General features: G+C 68.3%; 20 protein-coding genes. 5 read left to right on the top strand and 15 right to left on the bottom strand.

Features of this window, described 5'->3' with window-relative positions; translation table 11 throughout:
* Positions 1 to 42 precede the first annotated feature (42 nt).
* Positions 43 to 1,893, bottom strand: coding sequence for a M24 family metallopeptidase (locus DFS13_RS15685; RefSeq protein WP_111441866.1), 1,851 nt, complete (start codon positions 1,891 to 1,893; stop codon positions 43 to 45).
* Positions 1,894 to 2,268: 375 nt separating this feature from the next.
* On the opposite strand from DFS13_RS15685, the gene DFS13_RS15680 reads away from it, so the two are divergent.
* Positions 2,269 to 3,048: a helix-turn-helix domain-containing protein gene (locus tag DFS13_RS15680; RefSeq protein WP_043204979.1), complete on the top strand. Its 780-nt coding sequence runs from the start codon at positions 2,269 to 2,271 to the stop codon at positions 3,046 to 3,048.
* Positions 3,049 to 3,086: 38 nt separating this feature from the next.
* Here the strand turns inward: DFS13_RS15680 and DFS13_RS15675 are convergent, their stop codons facing one another.
* The 4 genes from DFS13_RS15675 to DFS13_RS15660 all read right to left on the bottom strand — a co-directional run bounded on the left by DFS13_RS15675 (position 3,087) and on the right by DFS13_RS15660 (position 7,997).
* The gene (locus DFS13_RS15675) at positions 3,087 to 4,328 is read right to left on the bottom strand and encodes a multifunctional CCA addition/repair protein (protein WP_034201249.1); all 1,242 of its coding nucleotides are present in this window, start codon (positions 4,326 to 4,328) and stop codon (positions 3,087 to 3,089) included.
* A complete protein-coding gene (locus tag DFS13_RS15670; RefSeq protein WP_109342236.1) occupies positions 4,325 to 4,972 on the bottom strand; it encodes a glutathione S-transferase family protein in 648 nt (215 codons plus the stop codon). Before DFS13_RS15670 ends, DFS13_RS15675 begins: the two co-directional genes overlap by 4 nt.
* Before the next feature lie 62 nt (positions 4,973 to 5,034).
* Positions 5,035 to 5,994 (bottom strand): complex I NDUFA9 subunit family protein, encoded by a 960-nt coding sequence (locus tag DFS13_RS15665; RefSeq protein ID WP_006483181.1) that lies wholly within the window; start codon positions 5,992 to 5,994, stop codon positions 5,035 to 5,037.
* 50 nt (positions 5,995 to 6,044) lie between these two features.
* Positions 6,045 to 7,997 carry a lytic transglycosylase domain-containing protein gene (locus DFS13_RS15660; RefSeq protein WP_048986130.1) on the bottom strand — a complete coding sequence of 651 codons (1,953 nt, stop codon included), beginning with the start codon at positions 7,995 to 7,997 and terminating at the stop codon, positions 6,045 to 6,047.
* Between the two features lie 8 nt (positions 7,998 to 8,005).
* Between DFS13_RS15660 and DFS13_RS15655 the strand changes: the two genes are divergently transcribed.
* The gene (locus DFS13_RS15655; protein ID WP_109342235.1) at positions 8,006 to 8,614 is read left to right on the top strand and encodes a 5-formyltetrahydrofolate cyclo-ligase; all 609 of its coding nucleotides are present in this window, start codon (positions 8,006 to 8,008) and stop codon (positions 8,612 to 8,614) included.
* A gap of 74 nt (positions 8,615 to 8,688) precedes the next feature.
* Here DFS13_RS15655 and DFS13_RS15650 read toward each other — a convergent pair whose 3' ends face one another.
* The gene (locus DFS13_RS15650) at positions 8,689 to 9,201 is read right to left on the bottom strand and encodes a winged helix DNA-binding protein (protein ID WP_006483173.1); all 513 of its coding nucleotides are present in this window, start codon (positions 9,199 to 9,201) and stop codon (positions 8,689 to 8,691) included.
* 146 nt (positions 9,202 to 9,347) lie between these two features.
* Between DFS13_RS15650 and pxpB the strand changes: the two genes are divergently transcribed.
* The 3 genes from pxpB to pxpA are packed head-to-tail and all read left to right on the top strand — an operon-like array spanning position 9,348 to position 11,889.
* Entirely contained in the window at positions 9,348 to 10,004 is a 657-nt protein-coding gene (gene pxpB, locus DFS13_RS15645) for a 5-oxoprolinase subunit PxpB (RefSeq protein WP_006483176.1), read from the top strand.
* The gene (locus tag DFS13_RS15640; RefSeq protein ID WP_034201245.1) at positions 10,001 to 11,068 is read left to right on the top strand and encodes a biotin-dependent carboxyltransferase family protein; all 1,068 of its coding nucleotides are present in this window, start codon (positions 10,001 to 10,003) and stop codon (positions 11,066 to 11,068) included. The genes pxpB and DFS13_RS15640 overlap by 4 nt, the downstream gene beginning before the upstream one ends.
* Positions 11,069 to 11,124: 56 nt before the next feature.
* On the top strand, positions 11,125 to 11,889 hold the full coding sequence (pxpA, locus tag DFS13_RS15635; protein ID WP_006483671.1) for a 5-oxoprolinase subunit PxpA: 765 nt from the start codon (positions 11,125 to 11,127) through the stop codon (positions 11,887 to 11,889).
* 557 nt (positions 11,890 to 12,446) lie between these two features.
* On the opposite strand, the gene DFS13_RS15630 is transcribed toward pxpA, so the two are convergent.
* From DFS13_RS15630 to DFS13_RS15590, 9 genes are all read right to left on the bottom strand, one after another.
* Positions 12,447 to 13,592 (bottom strand): TraB/GumN family protein, encoded by a 1,146-nt coding sequence (locus tag DFS13_RS15630; protein WP_006492839.1) that lies wholly within the window; start codon positions 13,590 to 13,592, stop codon positions 12,447 to 12,449.
* Positions 13,585 to 14,598: a peptide ABC transporter ATP-binding protein gene (locus DFS13_RS15625; protein ID WP_006489146.1), complete on the bottom strand. Its 1,014-nt coding sequence runs from the start codon at positions 14,596 to 14,598 to the stop codon at positions 13,585 to 13,587. Before DFS13_RS15625 ends, DFS13_RS15630 begins: the two co-directional genes overlap by 8 nt.
* Positions 14,595 to 15,593 carry an ABC transporter ATP-binding protein gene (locus tag DFS13_RS15620; RefSeq protein WP_034201243.1) on the bottom strand — a complete coding sequence of 333 codons (999 nt, stop codon included), beginning with the start codon at positions 15,591 to 15,593 and terminating at the stop codon, positions 14,595 to 14,597. Before DFS13_RS15620 ends, DFS13_RS15625 begins: the two co-directional genes overlap by 4 nt.
* A 2-nt stretch (positions 15,594 to 15,595) precedes the next feature.
* Positions 15,596 to 16,513, bottom strand: coding sequence for an ABC transporter permease subunit (locus DFS13_RS15615; protein WP_034201242.1), 918 nt, complete (start codon positions 16,511 to 16,513; stop codon positions 15,596 to 15,598).
* A gap of 4 nt (positions 16,514 to 16,517) precedes the next feature.
* On the bottom strand, positions 16,518 to 17,528 hold the full coding sequence (locus DFS13_RS15610; protein ID WP_006495518.1) for an ABC transporter permease subunit: 1,011 nt from the start codon (positions 17,526 to 17,528) through the stop codon (positions 16,518 to 16,520).
* Between the two features lie 110 nt (positions 17,529 to 17,638).
* Positions 17,639 to 19,267, bottom strand: coding sequence for an ABC transporter substrate-binding protein (locus tag DFS13_RS15605; protein ID WP_006495519.1), 1,629 nt, complete (start codon positions 19,265 to 19,267; stop codon positions 17,639 to 17,641).
* A 321-nt stretch (positions 19,268 to 19,588) separates the two neighbouring features.
* A complete protein-coding gene (locus tag DFS13_RS15600) occupies positions 19,589 to 20,896 on the bottom strand; it encodes an MFS transporter (protein WP_006489148.1) in 1,308 nt (435 codons plus the stop codon).
* Between the two features lie 191 nt (positions 20,897 to 21,087).
* The gene (locus DFS13_RS15595; RefSeq protein ID WP_012492346.1) at positions 21,088 to 21,399 is read right to left on the bottom strand and encodes a high-potential iron-sulfur protein; all 312 of its coding nucleotides are present in this window, start codon (positions 21,397 to 21,399) and stop codon (positions 21,088 to 21,090) included.
* A gap of 159 nt (positions 21,400 to 21,558) precedes the next feature.
* Positions 21,559 to 22,668, bottom strand: coding sequence for an NAD(P)/FAD-dependent oxidoreductase (locus DFS13_RS15590; RefSeq protein ID WP_006489140.1), 1,110 nt, complete (start codon positions 22,666 to 22,668; stop codon positions 21,559 to 21,561).
* Between the last annotated feature and the right edge of the window lie 72 nt (positions 22,669 to 22,740).

Below are 22,740 nucleotides of genomic sequence, written 5' to 3'. Positions count from 1 at the left end.
CCGCGCGGCCGCCCGGCGGCCGCGCTCCCGCCTCCCCCTTCGTTACAACAGCGGACACGCGGTGACCTGCGTGCCGCGCGCCACGCACAGCCGCTCGTAGTCGCGCAGGTACGCGCGCTCGGCGTCGTCCAGCAGGTCGAGATCGATCAGGTCCCAGTCGTAGCCGACCGTCACGATGTTCTCGAACGTCACGGTGTCCGGCTGCGCGTCGTCCGCCCGCACGATCACGATGTTCTCGATCCGCACGCCGCCCTTGCCCGGCAGGTAGATGCCCGGCTCGACCGAAATCACCGCATTCGGCACCAGCCCGTAGGTCGCGCCCGGCGCGAACCGCACGCCGCCCTCGTGCACGTGAATCCCGACGCCGTGCCCGGTGCCGTGGCCGAAATCGTAGCCATGGTCGCGGCACACCTGCCGCACCAGCGCATCGACGTCGCCGCCCGTCGCACTCGCCGGAAAGCGCGTGACGAGCCCCTTGATGCAGGCCTTCAGCGCGACCGTGTAGATCTCGCGCTGCCACGGCTGCGCGACCGTGTCCGGCCGCGTGCGACGCAGCACGACGCGCGTGCAGTCCGTCGCGAAGCCCGCTTCGTAGTACGCGCCGCTGTCGAGCAGCACGAGTTCGCCTTCGGTCAGCTCGACGTCGGCGCTCGCCGCCGTGTAGTGCGCGAAGGCGCTGTTCGCGCCGTTCGCCGCGATCGACGGAAACGTCAGCGCGACCGCCGAACGGGCGCCGTACGCGTCGTTGATCGTGCGCGCGAGGTCGTACTCGGTGTGGCGCACGCCCGGCTCGCCGTTCTTCGCCCAGCGCATCGTCTCGGCGATCGCCGCGGAGCTGCGCGCGAACGCGTCGCGGAAGCGGTCGAGCACGGCCGGCGTCTTGCTCGCCCGCAGCGCCTCGACCGGGTTGAAATCGGCATGCCGCGCGTGCGGCCACACCCGGTTCACCGCGTCGACGAGCGCGCAGTTCACCGATTCGAAGCCGTAGCACACGTGCTCGACCGCGAACCGTGCGAGGAAGCGCTCGAGCGCCGCCACGTCGCGCCGAATCACCTGCAGCGCCGGATACGAATCGAGCGCGACCGCGCAGCGGTCGCAGCCTTCCGGCAAGAACAGCACCACCTGCTCGCCGATCGCGAACAGGAAGCCGAGGTGCGACGACACGTTCGGGATGTGATAGCCGCGGCTGTTCAGCAGATACGCGAGATCGTCCGACGCGCAGGTGAAGAACGCGGTCTTGCCGTCGGCCGCGTCGGTATGCGCGGCGAGCCGCCGGTTCAGCGCGTCGAGGTTCTGCGCGACGCTCAGGCCCGTCATCGCTGCCGGGAGCTCGAAGATCGGCCGTTCGACGTTCCAGCCCGGCAGCGCGATCGCGCGGTCGATCTCGCGATCGGCGAGGCTCGTCCAGTCGAGCGACGCTGCCTGCGTCTGCTCGAACAGCCGGTTGCGCTGCCCGACGCTGATCCGCCGCGCGTCGTAGCCGACCCGCGCGATCCGGCTCGCGTGCGCGAGCAGCCAGTCGGCCATCGCCTGCCAGATCGTCACGTTCATGCCGAGCTTCTCGACGCGCACGCGCGCCGGATCGCACTGCTCGTCGGCCTGGAAGTGATAACGGCCATCGACGAACAGCACGAACGGCGGCAGATCGAGCGCCTGCGCGGTCGCCGCGCTCAGGAAGATCCCGCAGCCGGCCGAGCCGTCGAAGCCGGACACCGCGTAGCGCGGGTTGTTGCTGCGCGGCAGGTATTCGGTCACGTATTCGTCCTGCGACGTGATCACCACCGCGTCGAGTCGCGCGGCATCGAGCAGGCGCAACAGGCCGGCCTGCGTGTCGGCGACGGACGCGTCGTACGGGGGAAGGCCGGAGAAGCTGTATTTCAGTCGATCGATCATCGGATGCCCGTTATTCGTTGTTGTCGGCGGCCGGCGGCGTCGCGCGGCATCGCGCGCCGGGCACGGCACGTCGTTGCGGCGCAGGTCACGCGCGGCACGACGCGCGGCCGGACCGCGCCGCCGGCCGGGAGGCAGGCCTTCGGTAAAATTTTTGTCTCACTTAACTTTGTTTGATGCGCGACAGAATCTAGAGCACGTCGAAATCGAGGTCAAGCCAAGATTTTCGTAGGACTAAAATCGGCGTGCCGCATGCGGATCCCCGCACAACGCCGATTCGCCCCCGCGACGCTGCGCGGTACAATGCGCCGGCCTCGCCGCCCCGGGCAGCCGCACGGCCCCTGCCTGCACCCCGACTCGTTGCCACGAAAGAGATTCATGGATTCAGACCTCATGCGTATCGGCCAGCGCATTCGCCGCCTGCGCCGGGAAGCGAAGAAGACGCTGCTGGAAGTGGCGACCGAAGCGAACCTGTCGGTCGGGTTCCTGTCCCAGGTCGAGCGCCATCTGACGGGCATCTCGCTGTCGTCGCTCGTCAACGTCGCGAAGGCGCTGGGCGTGCCGCTCGGCACGCTGATCGAGCAGCCGCGCCAGGCGCAGCCCGATTCGCACGAGGGCAGCCGCAAGCCGTACGCGCTCGACGCCGCGTCGCAGTGGTACGAGCGGCTGTCCACCACGTTCGACGGCAGCCAGATCAACGCGCTGAAGGTGCAGATGATGGAGGGCTACCGGTCGGAATGGGTCGCGCACGGCGGCGACGAATTCGTGTACGTGCTGGCGGGCCGCATCTGCTACACGGTCGGCAAGAAGAATTACCCGCTGACGCCCGGCGACTCGCTGCACTTCGACGCGCGCAAGCGGCATCGCGTGGCCAATGTCGGCGACGGGCCGGCCGAGCTGATCACCGTCAGCACGCTGCCGCTGTTCGACGACAGTGGTGCGGAATTCGTGTCCGCGACGACGGAAATCAGGCAGTCGAAGCCCGGCGAGCCGCGCGTGAGCCGGCGCGCGCCGGCGTCCAAACGGGATGACCGCGACGCCGCCGCGGCACGGCCGTCCAGGGCCGGCTCAGCCGAAAAGAAGGGAGCGGCGAAGCCGCGCGCCGCCGCCGGCAAACGCCCGGCGGCCGCGACTCCGGCACGTAAGAAGAAACCGTAACGGCTGGCCGCGCGCTGTTCCGAGCCTGCACCTGCCGGCTACTCGCCGATCGCGAGCGCCTGCGCGACGGCCTGGATCCGCGCGCGATGCACGGCTTCCTTGATCTTCTCCGTGTCGCTGCCGATGCCGCGTGCGATCGCGCCGGCATCGACGCTGCGCGCGGCCGCGAGCGCGACGCGCAACCGCTCGGCCTGCGGATACGGCTGCGCATCGAGTCCGAGCCGGCCGCGCGCATCCGATTCGCAGGCCTGCAGCAGCTCGGCGAAGCGCGCCGGCTTGCGCAGCGCGTCGCTGCGCTCGAACAGCCGCACCAGCGCGGCCGCGCCCATTTCCATCACGCGATGCAGGTTGCCGTGCTCGCGCGCGACCACCAGCGCGAGATCGCGGCATTCGTTCGGCACCCGCAGCCGCTCGCACAACGGCTTGAGCAGCTCGACGCTGCGGCTTTCGTGGCCGACGTGGCGCGGCAGCACGTCCGCGGGCGTCGTGCCCTTGCCGAGATCGTGCGTGAGCGCCGCGAAGCGCACCGCCAGCGAATAGCCCTGCTTCGCCGCGTAGTCGACGACCATCATCACGTGCACGCCGGTATCGACTTCCGGGTGGTAATCGGCGCGCTGCGGCACGCCCCACAGCGCATCGACCTCGGGCAGGATGCGCGCGAGCGCGCCGCACTCGCGCAGCACCGCGAACATCCGCGACGGCTTCGCCTCCATCAGCCCGCGCGCGATTTCCTGCCACACGCGTTCGGGGACGAGCGCATCGACCTCGCCCGCGTCGACCATCCGCCGCATCAGCGCGAGCGTTTCGTCCGCGACCGTGAAATCCGCGAACCGCGCGGCAAAGCGCGCGATCCGCAGGATCCGCACCGGATCCTCGACGAACGCGTCGCTCACGTGCCGGAACACACGCGCGCGCAGGTCGGCCTGCCCGTCGAACGGATCGATCACCGGGCCGACCAGCGTGCCTTCCGGGCTCACCTCGCGCGCCATCGCGTTGATCGTCAGGTCGCGCCGCGCGAGATCCTCGTCGAGCGTGACGTCCGGCGCGTAGTGGAACTGGAAGCCGTGATAGCCGGCCGCCGTCTTGCGCTCGGTGCGCGCCAGCGCGTACTCCTCCTGCGTCTGCGGATGCAGGAACACCGGGAAATCCTTGCCGACCGGCCGGAAGCCCTGCGCGGTCATCTGCTCGGGCGTCGCGCCGACCACCACGTAGTCGCGGTCCTGCACCGGCACGCCGAGCAATTCGTCGCGGATCGCGCCGCCTACTGCGTAGATGTTCATGGCTGGGGTTCGTACTCGGCGATCACGTTGGTTTCACGGCGTGCAGCGTCGATCCACTGCTGCACGGCCGGCAGCGCCGTCACGCGGGCCGCATAGCCGGCCGCCTCCGGCGACAAGGCCGGCGCATACGTATTGAAGCGCATCACGACGGGCGCATACATCGCGTCGGCGATCCCGAATTCGCCGAACAGGAACGGCCCGCCCGACGCCTCGATGCATTCGCTCCACAGCGCGTCGATGCGCGCGACGTCGGCGAGCGCGTCGGGTGTCGCGCCGCGCCCCGGCATCGACGCGCGGATGCTCATGCCCATCTGCGTGCGCAGCGCCATGAAGCCCGAATGCATCTCGGCGGACACGCAGCGCGCATGCGCGCGCGCGAGCGGCTCGGCCGGCCACATCGGGAATTGCGGATAGCGCTCGGCGAGCGTCTCGGCGATCGCGAGCGAATCCCAGATCGCGAAGCCGTGATCGTCGACGAGGCACGGCACCTTGCCGGTCGGCGAATATTCGCGGATGCGCGCGGCCGTGTCGTCGCGGCGCAGCTCGACCACGATCTCGTCGAACGGGATGCCGAAATGCGCGAGCAGCAGCCACGGTCGCATCGACCACGACGAGTAGTTCTTGTCTCCAATGACGAGCTTCATGACGGGGTTCCGGAAAATGCGAAAAAGGAAAAGAAGCGCCGGCCGGCGGCGCCCCGCGGGTATTAGCGACGCGAGCGGAACCAGTCGAACCGCGAGCGCCTGGCCGCTTCGCCGAGATACGCGGGCGCAATGCTTTCGAGACTCGCGGGCGAGAGCCCGAGTTCCGGCGCGAGCGGCCCCGACAGCACGTTCGGCACCGACATCGTCGCGAGATTGTCGCGCGTGAGCACCGGTTCGCCCGGCAGGCATTCGAACACGCTCGCCTGCAGCCGCGCAAGCGCGTCGGGCAGCCGCACGATGCGTGCCTGCCGGCCGACCAGCGTGCCGCAATAGCGCACCAGTTGCTCGAGCGTGTAGACCGTCGGGCCGCCGAGTTCGTAGGTCTTGCCGTGCGCGCCCGCGAGATCGAGCGTGTTGACGAACGCGCGCACCACGTCGCCGACGAATACCGGCTGGAAGCGCGCGTCGGGCATCGCGAGCGGCAGCACGGGCACCGTGCGCTGCAGGTTCGCGAACGTGTTGAGGAATGCATCGCCGGGGCCGAACACGACCGACGGACGGAAGATCGTCAGCGCGAGCGAATCGGTGGCCGCGACCGCATGCAGCGCGGCTTCGCCGTCGCCCTTCGAGCGCTGGTACATGCTCGCGCCGTGCGGATCGGCGCCGAGCGCACTCATGTGCAGCAGGCGCCGCACGCCGACCTCGGTGCAGGCCGTCGCGAGCGCGGCCGGCAGTGCGACGTGCGCGCGCGCGAAACCCGGCCCGTACGGCGTGCCGCGACCGCCGTGCAGCACGCCGATCAGGTTGATCGCCGCGTGCGCGCCGGCGACGAAGCGCGCGAGCGTGCGCGTATCGAGCGCGTCGAGTTCGACGATGTCGACCGGCAGCATCTGCAGGTGGCGCGCGTGCTCGCGCCGCCGCGTACCGATCCGCACCTGCTTGCCGGCATCGATCAGCGCATTGACGAGCCGGCTGCCGATGAAGCCGGTGCCGCCCAGCAGCGCAACGGTCTGGCGATCCATGTTCGGGTCCTAAAAAGAACACTGCCGCGTCTCGCGCGGCAGTTCGTGTATCAGGGCGAGATCATGCCTAGACGTTTCTTCAACGACTGCGGTTTGCCCTCGAAGAGCGCCGCGTAGTAGACGGTGTTCGACAGCACGTTCTTCACGTAGTCGCGCGTCTCGTTGAACGGAATCGTCTCCGCGAAGATCGCGCCTTCGACCGGCTGCGTCAACACCTGACGCCACTGGCGCGGCCGGCCCGGGCCCGCGTTGTAGCCGGCGGTGGCGAGCACCGGCGAGCTGTCGAAGTTGTTGTAGATGTCTGCCAGATACCAGGTGCCGAGCTGGATGTTGGTATCGATGTCGTGCATCTGCGCCCGCGAGATCGTGCCCATGCCGAGCTTCTTCGCGACCATCTGGGCCGTCGCCGGCATCAGCTGCATCAGGCCGCCCGCGCCGACCGACGAACGCGCGCTGATGATGAAGCGCGATTCCTGGCGGATCAGCCCGTACGCCCACTCGACGTCGAGGCCCGTCGACTGCGCATAGCGCTCGACGGTCGTGCGGTACGGCGACGGATAGCGCAGCGTGAAGTCGTGCTCGGCCTTCGTGCGGTCGGCGGTGTTGACCGTGCGGTCGAGCAGCTCGACGCGCTTGCCGTATTCGGCGGCCGCGAGCAGTTGACGATCGGTCATCCCGCGCAGCGGCCAGTTCCATTCGCGATTGCCTTCGAGGCGCAGGTTCAGCGCGTAGAAGCGCTGCGCGAGCGCGAAGCCCGGGATCTTGCCCATCGCGTCGATCTCGGCGTCGCTCACCTTCGTGCGCGGCGGGATCGTCGTGCGCTGGCCGAGCTCTTCGCCGGCCAACTGCCCGTAGAAGTTGAACTGGCCGGCGACCTGCTCGAATTCCTGGTTCGCCTGCAGCGTGTCGCCGCTCTGCTTGAGCGCGCGCGCATGCCAGTAGATCCACGCCGGATCGTTGCGCAGCGACGGCGGCATCTGCTCGATCGACCAGCGCACCATCGGCCAGTTGCCGGCGAGCAGCGCGGCGCGCGTGCGCCATTCGTAGCCCGGGTTCGACAGCGGCGCGTTCGCCGATTTCGCATACCAGACCGATGCCATCGGCGAGCGCTTGATCGCGCCCTGGTAGCCGATCGCGCCCCACGCGATCGCCTGTTCCTGCTTGGTCAGCGAAGGCGCGACCGTCGTCAGCATCCCGGCGGCGGCGTCCGGATCGTTGCGCGCCATGCGGCCGAGCGCGATCAGCGCGAGCTGATGCGACGCGGCGTCGGGCCCGACGCCGCGCGCGAGATACAGCGGCGGCGCGCTCGTCGCCTGGTCGAAGCCGACCGGGCGCGGACCGAGCGCGTCGACGATCTTGCCGCCGAGCGTCGTGTAGTTCTGCTCGTACGCGAGGCGCGCCTGCTGCCACACGTCGTCGCTCGTGAACTGCTGGTTGACGGTGAGCGCGGTGATCAGGTCGACGCATGCATCGCCGTAGTTCTTCGGCTCGACGAGCAGCGCGCGCGCCGCGTCGGCGACGTTCTCGTTGCGCGCCGCGCGCGATTCGAGCGCATAGCACTTGACCTGCGTGTCGTCGTCGAGCACGAAGCGCTTGTACTGGTCGTCGAAATTGCGCCAGTCGTGGCGCGCGCCGAGCACGAGCAGGTAGTCGTTGCGCAGGCGATCGGCGATCGCCTGGCCGTCGTAGCGCTGCAGGAACGACTGCACGGGCGCGTCCGGCGCATCGACGCGCGCGCGGCCGGTCGAATCGAACAGCTGCGGCTTGATCTGGAAATACTCGACGTAGGACGGAACCGGATAGTTCGGGATCATCGACGCGAGCTGGGCGGCCTTCGCGGCGTCGTTGCGGCGTGCGGCTTCGCGAAGCTGCACGAAGATCTGGTCATCCCCGGGGAGCGTGTCGTCGTTCGGTGCGGCGCACGCGGCCGTGCCCGCGACGAGCGCGGCGGCCGAAAGCGTCAGCGCGACCGCGCGATATACTCGGAAAAGGCTGTTCGACATCGTTTTGAATGGAGCACGAAGTGAGCGAAAGCATAGCACGCAACCCTGTGCCGAACCCGAAGGTTGCGCTGCGCAAAACGCTGTCCGGCGCCCGTCGCGACGCCGCGTCGCAACCTGCCGCGAACGCCGCGCTCGACGCGCGGCTGCGCGCGCTGCTCGACCGTCTCGCGCCGCGCACGGTCGGGTTCTACTGGCCGCTGCCGGGCGAATTCGATGCGCGCGACGCGGTGCTCGCATGGTGCGCGGCAGGGGCCGGCCGCTGCGCCGCGCTGCCGGTGATCGGCGAGCGTCACACGCCGCTCGCGTTCCACGCATGGGACGCGCACACGCCGATGCGCGAAGGTCATCACCGGATTCCCGAACCGGCGTCGGGAATCGTCGTCGTGCCCGATCTTTTGCTGATTCCCTGTGTGGGATTCGATCCGCAGCGCTACCGGCTCGGCTACGGCGGCGGCTACTACGACCGCACGCTCGCCGCGTGGCCGGGCGACACGCTGCCCGTGACGGTCGGCATCGCGTACGAAGCGTGCCGCGTCGATGCGCTGCCGGCCGAGGCGCACGATCTCGCGCTGCGCTGGATCGTCACCGACGGCGCGCTTTACCCGGCCGCCGGATAATGCCGCGCGCGGCGCCGCGCTCGTCGCCGCCTGCCCGTGAGCGCGTCGCCGCGCCCGACCGTTGCCGCAATCGTTTACAGCGATGCCGCCGCGCGCGCGGCCGTGTCGTACAGGCCCGAGGCGTGGCGCAGCAACTGCGCCGCGTCGCCGATCTGCTCGTTGGTGAGGCCGCTGTCCTTCAGCGTCTCGATCAGGCAATGCTCGCGGACCTCGCGGTACTTCAGGCACAGGTCGCGGCCCGCGTCGGTCGCGAAGAAGAACACTTCCTTGCCGTTCTTCTCGCTCTTCACATAGCCGCGGGCGATCAGTTTTTTCAGCGCATAGGTCGCGACGTGCGTATCCTCGATATTGAGCACGAAGCAGATGTCGGCGAGCTTCTTCTTGCGTTCGCGATGGCTGACGTGATGCAGCAGCGAGACCTCGACCGCCGTCATGTCCTTCGCGCCGGCCGCCGACATGCAGCGCACCATCCAGCGGTTGAACGCATTGCCGGCCATGATGAGCCCGTATTCGAGCTCCGACAGCTCCGCGCTCGAATCGGAAACGAGGTGTTCGGATGACACGATCTTGGTCGCAGGACGCTTCATGGACAGGCGCAAGCCGGATGACAGGATGTGCCCGAGTGTACGCCAGAAGCCCCGGCCGGCGAGCTAGGCGAAAACGCTTATTGAGAAGTTGTCGATATTTTATTGACAATGTGCGCTAACATTGCCGTCCGAACCGTGCCAGTCCGATGACGCCACCCCGCATTTATCCGCTCGGCGATGCCGCCCTCGTCTGCGAGGTGCCGCCGCCCGCCACGCTCGATTGCCAGCGCCGCGTCTGGGCCGTGGCCGAGGCCGCGCGCGCGTGGCCCGACGTGATCGACGTCGTTCCCGGCATGAACAACCTGACCATCGTGTTCGACGCGCTCGCCGCGACGGCCGAGTCGCTCACGCCCGCGCTGCGCGACGCGTGGGAGACGGCCGACGTCGAGCACGCGGACGGCCGCGAGGTCGAGATCCCGGTCGAGTACGGCGGTGCCGCCGGCCCCGACCTGGCTGCCGTCGCCGCCCACACGGGCCTGTCGGCCGACGAGGTCGTCGCGCGCCACGCGGCCGGCGCCTACGTCGTGTTCTTCGTCGGGTTCCAGCCCGGTTTCGCGTATCTCGGCGGCCTCGACGCGTCGCTGCACACGCCGCGCCGCGCGGCGCCGCGTCTCGAGGTGCCGGCCGGCTCGGTCGGCATCGGCGGCGCGCAGACGGGCATCTACCCGGCCACGTCGCCCGGCGGCTGGCAACTGATCGGCCGCACGTCGCAGGTGCTGTTCGATCCGGCGCGGCCCCAGCCGACGCTGCTGCTGCCCGGCGACCGCGTGCGCTTCACCATTGCCGGAGTCGACGCACGATGACCCAGAACCACGCACCGGGCACCATCGAGGTCGTGCGGGCCGGCCCGCTGTCGACCGTGCAGGATCTCGGCCGCCGCGGCACGCGCCATCTCGGCGTCGCGCAGGGCGGCGCGCTCGACGGCCTCGCGCTCGAAGTCGGCAACCGGCTCGTCGGCAACCGCCCCGACGCGGCGGCCGTCGAAATCACGATCGGCCCCGCCACGTTCCGCTTCACGCGCGCCACGCGCATCGCGATCACCGGCACCGAGTTCGGTGCGACGCTCGACGGCAAGCCCGTGCATTCGTGGTGGAGCCTGCCGGTCGCCGCCGGGCAGACGCTCGTGCTGCCGGCCGCGAAACGCGGCATGCGCGGCTACCTGTGCATCGCGGGCGGCATCGACGTGCTGCCGATGCTCGGCTCGCGCAGCACCGATCTCGCGTCGCGCTTCGGCGGCCTCGGCGGCCGCACGCTGCGCGACGGCGACCGGCTCCCGGTCGGCGTGCCGCCGGCCGGCGCCGGCTGCCTCGCGGCCGATGCGCCCGAATTCGGCGTGAAGGCGCCGGCATGGTGCGCGTTCGTGCGCGTCGACGAGCCGCCGCGCCGTCACCGCCCCGCGCATGCACCATGGGCGATGCCCGTGCGCGTGCTGCCGGGCCCCGACTACGCGTCGTTCGCGGCCGATTCGCAGCAGGCGTTCTGGGACGAGGAATGGCTCGTCACCGCGAACAGCAACCGGATGGGCTATCGGCTCGCCGGCGCCGAGCTCGTGCGCGCGCGCCCGGTCGAGCTGCTGTCGCACGCGGTGCTGCCCGGCACGATCCAGGTGCCGCCGAACGGCCAGCCGATCGTGCTGATGCACGATGCGCAGACCACCGGCGGCTATCCGAAGATCGGCACGGTGATCCGCGCCGACCTGTGGAAGCTCGCGCAGGCGCGGCTCAACCTGCCGATCCGCTTCGTGCGCACGACGCCCGACGCCGCGCGCGCCGCCCTCATCGCGGAACGGGCGTACCTGCGGCAGATCGACGTCGCGATCGAGATGCGCGAGGAAGCGCGCCGCCGCGCCCAATCGCGCGCGGCGTGACAATGGCGGAAGCAGCAACGAAAGACGCGCCACGCAACCAGTGGACGAGGAACATCATGGAAATCGATCTGAATGCCGATCTCGGCGAAGGATGCGGATCGGACGAGGCGCTGCTCGACCTCGTCACGTCGGCGAACATCGCATGCGGCTGGCATGCAGGCGGCGCGAACGCGATGCGCGACTGCGTGCGCTGGGCCGTGCAGAAAGGCGTGTCGATCGGCGCACACCCGAGCTTTCACGATCCGGAGAATTTCGGTCGCAAGGAAATGCAGCTGCCGGCCGGCGACATCTATGCGGGCGTGCTGTACCAGCTCGGCGCGCTGTCGGCGATCGCGCAGGCCGAGGGCGGCCGCATCGCGCACGTGAAACCGCACGGCGCGCTGTACAACCAGGCCGCGCGCGATCCGCTGATCGCCGACGCGGTGGTGTCGGCGATCCACGACTTCGATCCGTCGCTCGCGGTGTTCGGGCTCGCGAACAGCGTGTTCATCGCCGCCGCGCGGCAGGCGGGGCTCGCGGCGGTGGAGGAGGTGTTCGCCGATCGCGGCTACCGCGCGGACGGCTCGCTGGTGCCGCGCAGCCTGCCCGGCGCGCTGATCGACGATGAAGACGCGGTGCTCGCGCGCACGCTCGACATGGTGCGCAACCGGCAGGTGCGCGCGCTGAGCGGCGAATGGGTGCCGCTCAATGCGCAGACCGTCTGCCTGCATGGCGACGGGCCGCATGCGCTGGCGTTCGCGAAGCGGATCCGCGCGGCGCTCGAAGCCGCCGGCGTCGACGTCGTCGCGCCCGGCGCGCTGCAGGCCGACGAAGGCGCGTAACGCCGCAGCGGGCGCCTTGCCCGCGCCCCGCACGTTTTCGTCGCACCAAAGAAAAAAGCGCCCTCGTGGCGCTTTTCCGTTGGTGCAATCGGTGCGGCTTCGCCGTCTGTCGATTCACCCCCCGAAACCGTCTTTCGACGGTGACCGGAAAAACATTCCGGATAAAAAACGTCCGCCGCCGCCCGATCACTGCCTTCCCCGGTCAGACGACGGAACGTCGCTTATGTGCAAGTCGGCCTGCATGCATGTGTTGTTCGACGACGATTGGCCCCGCCGTGCATGCAGACTCTCCGCGGCCGGCACGCGCTTCACGTGCCGGCGACGCTCACCCCGCGCTTTATTTCTGCTACCCCGTAGAACTTATCTATTCTTTTCATTTTTTCAACTTGTGGGGTGAAGAATAGATATCGGCCGAACGGGATGTCAATCGTTTTAAACGCTATTTTCCGACGATTCAAGGGTTTTCCTTATCGACCGACACCGCCGTGCAGGCGCGGCGCGCGGCGCGCGCGACGTCGATCAAACAGGGGACGATCAGCGCATGCAGCCGGGCACGATCAGTTCGCGTCGACCCGGTATCCTTGCTGGCGCAACAATTCGAGCACGCCGCGCGGGCCACCCAGATGCAGCGCGCCGATCGCGACGAACAGCGGCCGGTTCGGCGCGGCGATTGCCGTCATCCGTGCAACGAAGCGCCGGTTGCGCTCGTACACGATCTTGTTGTCGAGCGACGCCGACAACGCCTTCGAACGGGCGAGCCGTTCGCTCTTCGCGACCGCCCACGCCGAGATCGCATCGGCGTCGCCAATTCGCCACAGCCGGTGCAGCGCCTTGATGTCGTCGGCGTTCTGCGCGGGGGTCTGCACCATGTCCTGCGCGAGCATCTCGCGCTGCTCGGCCAGCGTCAGCCCGGTGAACGCGCGCATCTGTTCGGCGAGCGTCTCGAGCCCGATCACGCGGCCGCCTTTCTTCTTCAGGAACACGTTCTGCAGTTGCGCCTCGGTGCCGTATTCGGTCTGCAGGCCGGCGGACAGCGAATCGTAGGTCTCGACGACGAGCGCCGCGAGCCACGGCCGCATCTTGCGGATCTCGGCGAGCGCGGCCGGGTTGCCGCGCAGGCGCGCCGCGAGCCGCTGCCACAGCGGCTCCGGCAGCAGGCGCTGCAGGCACGGGTAGCGGCACACGCCGTATTTCGACACGTCGTCCTGCGATTCGAGCAGATCGTCGGGCGACAGCTCGAGCGCGAGCGTCGGCGACGCGGCGAGCGCCGCGAGGATGCGCGGCCGGAACGGCTGCGCGCTCGGGTAATCGGACGGATCGCCCGTATGCAGCGTGCCGAGCACGTAGAGCGTGACCTTGCCCTTGGTCGCGACGTAGAACGGCATGCGCGCCGGCTGCACGCGCACGGTGCCGCGCGACACCGTGCCGTCCGAGACGGCCGGCGCATGGAAGCCCGGCAGGCTCATGCCGGGCGGCGGGACCTGCGACGGATGAATCGGCGAAGTCGCCGGCGCACGCCCTTCGGCGCGCGCCGGTTCGACGGAGACCACGACGCTGGCCGCCGCGCACGCGCCGGCCAGCGCCGCGCCCGTGACGGTACGCACGCTCCAGCGCCGCGCGTAGCGGTACGCGCGCATCACGCGCGCACTGCCGGTCCCCACACGGCGCACGCCGGACACGCGCGCCGCCAACGCTTCAGGCATTCGCCTCCCCTACCTCCTCGGCGCGATGGCAGGCCACGCGCCGGCCGTCCACTTCGCGCAATTGCGGCTCCTCGACGCGGCACCGCTCGACCGCGTACGGGCAGCGCTGGTGGAACGCGCAGCCCGACGGCGGATTGAGCGGCGACGGCAGTTCGCCCTGCAGCTTGATCTGCACGCGGCGGTCTTCCTCGAAGATCGCCGGCGTCGCCGACATCAGCGCCCGCGTGTACGGATGGCGCGGCCGTGCGTAGATCGTCGCCTTGTCGCCGAGTTCGGCGACGCTGCCGAAGTACATCACCATCACGTCGTCCGCGACGTGCTCGACCACCGACAGGTTGTGCGAGATGAACACGTAGCTCGTCTTGAACTGCTCCTGCAGATCCATGAACAGGTTCAGGATCTGCGCCTGGATCGACACGTCGAGCGCGGACACCGGCTCGTCGGCGACGACGATGCGCGGATCGAGGATCATCGCGCGCGCGATCGCGACGCGCTGGCGCTGGCCGCCCGAGAACATGTGCGGATAGCGCTTCGCGTGCTCGGGCCGCAGGCCGACCGTGCGCATGATCTGCGCGATGCGCGCGGCGCGCTCGGCGGCCGTCAGGTTCGCGTTGATCTCGAGCGGCTCGGCGAGCGTCTGCTCGACGGTCTTGCGCGGATTCAGCGACGCGAACGGGTTCTGGAACACCATCTGCACGCGGCGGCGCAGGTCGGCGACCGTGTCGCGGCTCGCGCCGGCCACGTTCTTGCCGTCGATCGTCAGGCTGCCCGACGTGGGCGTTTCGATCATCGTGAGCTGGCGCGCGAGCGTCGACTTCCCGCAGCCCGATTCGCCGACGACGGCGAGCGTCTTGCCGCGCTTCAGCGAGAACGACACGCCGTTCAGCGCCTTCACCGTGCCCTGCCCGAACATCCCGCGCTTCACCGAGTAGTGCTTCGCGAGGCCGTCGGCCACCAGGACGTCCTCGTCGTGCGACGCGTGGCGCGTATCCTGGACTGCGTTCATCGTGCGCCTCCCGTCAGGTCGAGGTTGGAAACATTGAGCGGCTTGATGCAGCGCGCGCGCATCGCATCGTTGGCCGGCACCAGCGTGTCGAGCGCCGGCCGCGCCTTGCGGCAATCGTCGACCACGTACTTGCAGCGCGGCGCGAACAGGCAGCCGGACGGGCGATCATCGCGGCCCGGCACCATGCCGGGCAATGCGGCAAGGCGACGCGCCCCCTTATTGTGCTCGGGAATCGCCGCGAGCAGCGCTTCGGTGTACGGATGATGCGGCGCGCGGAAGATGTCGGGCACGCGATTGGTTTCGATGATCTCGCCCGCGTACATCACCGCGACGCGATGCGCGACCTCCGACACCACGGCCAGATCGTGCGAGATCAGCACGAGCGCCATCCCGCGCTCCTTCTGCAGCTTCACGAGCAGATCCATGATCTGCGCCTGGATCGTCACGTCGAGCGCGGTGGTCGGCTCGTCGGCGATCAGGAGCTTCGGGTTGCACGCGACGGCCATCGCGATCATCACGCGCTGGTTCATCCCGCCCGACATCTGGTGCGGGAACGACGCGATGCGGTTCTTCGCATCGGGAATGCCGACCTGGTCGAGCAGTTCGAGCGCGCGCCGGTGCAGCGCGTCGCCGCGCAGCCCTTCGTGCAGCTTCAGCACTTCCTTGATCTGGTAGCCGACCGTGTAGCTCGGGTTCAGGCTCGTCAGCGCGTCCTGGAACACCATCGCGATGTCCTTGCCGACGATCTTGCGGCGCGACTTCGGCGACGCCTTCAAGAGATCCACGCCGTTGAACGTGACTTCGTCCGCCGTCACCTTGCCGGGCGCGTCGATCAGGCCCATCAGCGCCATCATCGTCACGCTCTTGCCCGAGCCCGATTCGCCGACGACGCCCACCACCTCGCCCGGTGCGACCGACAGGTTGATCCGGTCGACCGCGGGCAGGCCGTTGAAGTTCACCGCGAGATTGCGGATGGTCAGTAGGTTCTGGGTCATGGTCATGCCATCCGTTTCAGCTTGGGATCCAGCGCGTCACGCAGCCCGTCGCCGAGCAGGTTGATCGCGAGCACCGAAATCAGGATCGACAGGCCGGGCATCGTCACGATCCACCACGCGTTGTCGATGTAGTCGCGCGCGGAAGCGAGCATCGCGCCCCACTCGGCGGTCGGCGGTTGCACGCCGAGGCCGAGGAAGCCGAGCGCGGCCGCGTCGAGGATGGCCGACGAGAAGCCGAGCGTCGCCTGCACGATCAGCGGCGCCGTGCAGTTCGGCAGCACCTGCGAGAACATCAGGCGCAGCGTGCCGGCCCCGGCCACGCGCGACGCGGTCACGTATTCCTTCTGCAGCTCGCCGAGCGCCGACGCGCGCGTGAGACGCACGTAGGCCGGCAGCGCGACGATCGCGATCGCGAACATCGTGTTGGTGAGGCCCGGGCCGATGATCGCGACGACCGCGACCGCGAGCAGCAGCGACGGCAGCGCGAGCAGCACGTCCATGATGCGCATCACCGGCGTGTCGGCCCACTTCTGGAAGAACGCGGCGACGAGCCCGAGCACGATGCCGGGGATCAGCGCGAGCACGACCGACACGAAGCCGATCCAGAACGACATCCGCGCGCCGAACATCAGCCGCGAAAGGATGTCGCGGCCCGCTTCGTCGGTGCCGAGGATGAACTGCCAGTTGCCGCCGGCGAGCCACGCGGGCGGAATCTTCACGTAGTCGCGGTATTGCTCGACCGGGCTGTGCGGCGCGATCAGCGGCGCGAGCAGTGCGACTGCGATCAGCACGATCACGACGACGCCCGCGCCGACGGCGCCGCGGTTGCGCGAGAAGTTGGCCCAGAACTCGCGCAGCGCGAGCGCACGGCCGCCGGCCGGCGCGGATTCGGTCGGCAGGGTATTTTGCAGATTGCTCATGGGATTACCTCGTGTGGCGGATGCGCGGATTCAGCACGCCGTACAGCAGGTCGACGACCAGGTTCACGACGATCACGAGCGTCGCGATCAACAGGATGCCGCCCTGGACGACCGGATAATCGCGGCGGCCGATCGCATCGATCAGCCACTTGCCGACCCCGGGCCACGAAAAGAGCGTCTCGGTCAGCACCGCACCCGCAAGCAGCGTGCCGATCTGCAGGCCGATCACGGTGACGACCGGGATCAGCGCGTTGCGCAGCGCATGCACGACGACCACGCGCACGGGCGACAGCCCCTTCGCGCGGGCGGTGCGGATGTAGTCCTCGCGCAGTACTTCGAGCATCGACGAGCGCGTCATCCGCGCGATCACCGCGAGCGGAATCGTGCCGAGCACGATCGCGGGCAGGATCAGGTGGCTCACCGCCGACTTGAACGCGCCTTCGTCCGGCGCGAGCAGCGCATCGATCAGCATGAAGCCGGTCGGGTGCGGGAAATCGTATTCGACCGCGATGCGCCCGGACACGGGCGTCCAGCCGAGATACGACGAAAACACCATGATGAGGATCAGCCCCCACCAGAAGATCGGCATCGAGTAGCCGGTGAGCGCGGTGCCCATCACGCCGTGGTCGACGACCGAGCCGCGCCGCAGCGCGGCGATCACGCCGGCCGGCAAACCGACCGCGAGCGCGAACACGAGCGCGCACAGCGACAGTTCGACGGTCGCCGGGAAGCGCGCGAAGAATTCGCCGCCGACGCTCGTGTTGGTGATGATCGACGTACCGAGGTCGCCATGCAGCGCACGGCCGACGTAGTGGAGGTACTGCAGCGGCAGCGGCTGGTCGAGCCCGAGGCGCTTCATCGCCTCTGCGTGCATCGCGGGATCGACGCCGCGCTCGCCCATCATCACTTCGATGGGGTCGCCCGGTATCAGGTGAATCAGCGCAAACGCCAGGATGGTGATGCCGATGAAAGTCGGGATCACCATCCCCACGCGGCGCAACACGAATCTGAACATGATGCGTCTCGTATTTTCTTGTGGGAAATGTGCGACCGGCGACGGGAAGCTTTTGGCCTCCCGCCGCCGGATGAGTTAGCCGGTCTTCGCGACAGCTTATACGGGCCGTATTACTTCACGCCGACACCGTCGAAGCGAGCATAGCCGAGCGGCTCGATACGCATGTCGACCACGTTCTTGCGCACCGGCTGGTAGACCGTCGAGTTCGCGATCGGCGAGAACGGCAGCTGTTGCGCGAAGATCTGCTGGGCCTGCGTGTAGAGCTTCGTGCGCGCGTCCTGGCCCGTCGTCGTGCGGCCCTTCTGGACCAGCTCGTCGAACGGCTTGTAGCACCAGTGCGAGAAGTTGTTGCCCTTGATCGCTTCGCAGCCGAGCAGCGTGCCGAGCCAGTTGTCCGGATCGCCGTTGTCGCCCGTCCAGCCGATCAGCATCGTGTCCTGCTCGCCCGCGTGCGCACGCTTGATGTACTCGCCCCACTCGTACGTGACGATCTTCGCCTTCACGCCGATCTTCGCCCAGTCGGCCTGGATCATCTCGGCCATCAGGCGGGCGTTCGGGTTGTACGCGCGCTGCACGGGCATCGCCCACAGCGTGATCTCGAACCCGTTCGGGAAGCCGGCCTTCGCGAGCAGCGCCTTCGCCTTCGCGGTGTCGTAGGCCGCCATCTTCAGGTTCTTGTCGTACGACCATTGGGTCGGCGGCATCGGCGCGCTCGCGGCCTGGCCGGCGCCCTGGTAGACGGACTCGAGGATCGCCTTCTTGTTGATCGCCATGTCGAGCGCCTGACGCACTTCGAGCTTGTCGACCGGCTTGTGCTCGACGTTGTACGCGAGGTAGCCGAGGTTGAAGCCGGCCTGCGACGGCATGTCGACGTTCGAATCGGCCTTCAGCGTCGCGATGTCGGCCGGGCGCGGATAGCTCATCACCTGGCATTCGTTGCGCTTGATCTTCTGCACGCGCACGCCCGGATCCGGCGTGATCGAGAAGATCAGCTTCGACAGCTTCACTTCGCCCTTCTTCCAGTAATCAGGATTGCCATCGAAGCGGATCGTCGCGTCCTTCGTGTAGCTGCGGAAGATGAACGGCCCCGTGCCGACCGGCTTCTGGTTGATGTCGGCGGCTTTGCCGGCCTTCATCAGCTGGTCGCCGTATTCGGCCGACAGGATCGACGCGAATTCCATCGCCATGTTCTGGATGAACGGCGCGTTCGGCTCGGCCAGCGTGAACTTCACGGTGTACGGATCGACCTTCTCGACCTTCGTGATCAGCTTGTCGAGACCCATGTCGGTGAAGTACGGGAACGACACCGGGTACGCCTTGCGGAACGCATTGTTCGGATCGAGCATGCGCTGGAACGAGAACACGACGTCGTCCGCATTGAATTCACGCGTCGGCTTGAAGAAGTCGGTCGTGTGGAACTTCACACCGTGGCGCAGGTGGAACGTGTACACCTTGCCGTCGGACGACACGTCCCACTTCTCGGCGAGGCCGGGCTCGACCTTCGTGCCGCCGCGCTCGAATTCGACGAGGCGGTTGTAGACGGTGAACGTGGCGGCGGTGAAGTCGACGCCGGTCGTAAATTGCGCGGAATCGAAACCCGCCGGGCTGCCTTCTGAGCAGTAGACGAGCGTTTTGTTCGGGATCTGTGCGAATGCAGAACCCGCGACGCCGAGCGATGCCGCTGCCACGCCTGCCATGGCGGTAACACGCAGGGTGTGCAACAGACGGTTGTATTCCATGTTTCCTCCAGGTCTCCAGATCGGAACCGGTCCCGCCAGGGAGCCGGCGTACGCGGATATTACTTGAGCTAACGATGCTGCAACAAGCTGGAGAAAAAACTCTTCTATACGCCCGCCGGGTTTTTGCCGATTTTTAGTGTGGGTAAAAAATGCAACCACGCGCGCGAGCGACAATTCCGTCCATTTCGCGGCATGTTTCGTTCGACGACTAAACAATTCGGGTGCGAACGCGAAGGGGCGACACACCGTTTCCCCGCGTTCTGCATCACATCATTGCGTTTGGCGAAACGATTCGATGACCGTCCTCAAATCGTCATGTCGTCACGCCGGCGCATCGAGGTCGGCGCTGCGCGCGGGCACGAACGCGACCGCGACGATCGACAGCGCGAGGCCCGCCATCACGTAGTAGGTCGGCGCGAGCGGCGTGCCGGTGACCTTGATCAGCCACGTGACGATGAACTGGCCGAAGCCGCCGAACAGCATCACCGCGACGTTGTACGCGATCGACAGCCCGGTCGAGCGCACGTTGGCCGGGAACAGCTCGGCGATCATCGCGCCGAACGGCCCGTAGTAGCCTGCCAGCGTCACCGACAGCACGGCCTGCACCGCGATCAGCCGCCCGATGCTCGGCGCCGCGTCGAGCCATGCGAACAGCGGGTACATCAGCGCGAGCGTCAGCACGAGCGACCACAGCGACAGCCCCTTGCGGCCGATGCGGTCCGACCACGCGCCCGCGATCGGCGACAGCACCATCAGCAGCAGGTTGCCGATGATCACCGCGTAGAACGATTCCGCATACGGCAGCTTCAGCTGCTTCACCGCGAAGGTCGGCAGGTAGCTGATCAGCACGTAGATCGTCACGGTGAGCGCGATCACCGAGCCGAGCCCGCACAGCACCTCGCGCGGGTGGCGCGTGAACACTTCGCCGAGCGTCGCGCGGCGCGCGTTCTGCTGCGCATGCAGGAACGCTTCGGAATCGGCGAGATGGCGGCGGATGTAGAAGCCGATCGGGCCGATCAGCAGCCCGAGGACGAACGGCACGCGCCAGCCCCAGCTGCGCAGCGCGTCGTGCGACAGCCCGCGCGTGACGGCCGCGCCGACGAGCGCGCCGATCAGCAGCGCGGCCGCCTGGCTCGCCATCTGCCAGCTGCCGTAGAAACCGCGTTTCGAGAACGGCGCCGCTTCGATCAGCAGCGCGGTCGAGCTGCCGAATTCGCCGCCCGCCGAGAAGCCCTGCAGCAGGCGGCCGAGCACGATCAGGATCGGCCCGCCGATGCCGATCGCCGCATAGGGCGGCGCGATCGCGAGCAGGAAGATGCCGGCCGTCATCAGCAGGATCACGAGCGACAGCGCGGCCTTGCGGCCCGCGCGGTCCGCGTACAGCCCGAACACGATGCCGCCGATCGGGCGCATGAAGAACGCGACGCCGAACGTCGCGGTGGTCAGCAGCAGCGACGAGTATTCGCTGGAGGTGGGGAAGAACAGTTCGGCGATCACGACCGTCATGAAGCCGAACACCGTGAAGTCGTACCACTCGAGTGCATTGCCGATCACGGCGGCCGCCACCGCGCGCCGGTTCAGCGCACGCTCGGGCCGGATCGTTTTCGTTGAATTCGCAATCGTCGCCATGCGTGCCTCGTCCTCGTGAATTCGCCGTGTCGGGCGGCGCGGCGCGCGGGCATGCCGCGCCGCGCAGGTGTGCAGCGAGTGTAGAAAGCGCCGGAACCGTTTTCAAGCAATAAAAAACGCTCGCCATCGAACGACAGCGAGCGTTTTGCGGTTTTCGCCACAATGCGGCATCGCACGATGCCGCACCGGCCTCAACCCATCTTCGAGAATGCGCTGCACCAGCCCTTCGCCGCGACCTGCTTGCCGGGGAAGGCGCCGCACGGGCCCGACGTCGAGCCCTTCTTGCCCTGGTACAGCATGCAGGCCGCGCAATCCTGGCCCGCTGCGTATTTCGGATACTTCGTCTTGTCGACCTTGGTGGCATCGGCCTTGTAGCCGAGCGCCGCCGCGGTCGGATCGGTTTCCGACAGCATCGGCGCATCGGCCAGCGCTTCACGCGACAGTGCCAGCGCGGACACGGCACCAATACTCGTAATCAGGAAACTCCGACGGGTTGCTTTCATAGGGGGACTCGCTCCAACGTTATTGGTTTGAAAGCCGTTCTGGCGACGGCCGTTCGACAGAATAACGCCCAAGCGAATAAATGTGCGCGCCGAAATGCCGGAGATAAGGGATTTCACACGGGTTTCGCGCGGCCGGCCCGCACGGACGCGGGCCGCGCATCACGCGCGCGACACCATGTCGCCCACCCGCTGCGCGAGCGCGAGCGACGCGGTGAGCCCCGGCGACTCGATGCCGAACAGGTTCACGAGCCCGCGCACGCCGTGCTGCGCGGCCCCCTGCACGATGAAGTCGGCCGGCGGCTCGCCGGGCCCCGCGAGCTTCGGCCGGATACCCGCGTACGCCGGCTGCAGCGCATCGTCGGGCAAGCCCGGCCAGAACGCGCGGATCGACGTGTAGAACGCGCCCGCGCGCGCCGGATCGACCTCGTAGCGCAGCGAATCGCACCACTCGACGTCCGGGCCGAAGCGCGCCTGCCCGCCAAGATCGAGCGTCAGGTGCACGCCGAGCCCCGCGCGATCGGGCATCGGATAGATCAGGTGCGAGAACGGCGCACGGCCCGACAGGCTGAAATAATTGCCGCGCGCGAAATAAAGCGGCGGCACCCAGCGCGGATCGAGGCCCCGCGTGCGGCGCGCGAGCGCCTGTGCGCCGAGCCCCGCGCTGTTGATCACGCAGGTGGCGTCGATCTCGGCCGGCGCGCCGCCGCCGGTGCGCACGATGAAGCGGCCGCCACGCAGCACGTCGATCGACTCGACCGGAGCGTGCAGCGCGCACACGGCGCCGTCGCGCTCCGCGTCGCCGAGCAGCGCGAGCATCAGCTGGTGGCTGTCGACGATGCCGGTCGACGGCGAGAACAGCGCCTCCACGCATTCGAGCGCGGGCTCGAGCGTCTGCGCCTCGGCGCGCGTGAGCGGCAACAGGTCGAGCACGCCGTTTTCGGCGGCGCGCGCGGCGATCGCCTTCAACTGCTTCACCTGCGCGGCGCTCGTCGCGACGAGCAGCTTGCCGGTACGCCGGTGCGGCACATGATGGGTCTCGCAGAATTCGTACAGCAGGTCGCGCCCGTGCACGCACGACATCGCCTTCAGCGACCCGCGCGGATAGTAAAGCCCCGCGTGAATCACCTCGCTGTTGCGCGAACTCGTGCCCGTACCGATCGCGTCGGTCGCCTCCAGCACGATCGTTTCACGCCCGCGCGCGGCCAGTTCGCGCGCAATCGCCAGACCGACGACACCCGCGCCGATCACGACACAATCCGTCTGCTCCATGGCTTTTTGCGCTGCTCGCGCGTCGAAGGGAGAGACAAGAATTGTACGTCCCGGTTCGCCCGCTTGCCGAAC

The organism is Burkholderia sp. 28_3 (genome assembly GCF_003253915.1).
GTDB classification, from domain to species: Bacteria; Pseudomonadota; Gammaproteobacteria; order Burkholderiales; family Burkholderiaceae; genus Burkholderia; species Burkholderia cenocepacia.
Note: the sequence above shows the minus strand (reverse complement) of the source record. Positions and strands in the feature narration are given on the sequence as shown.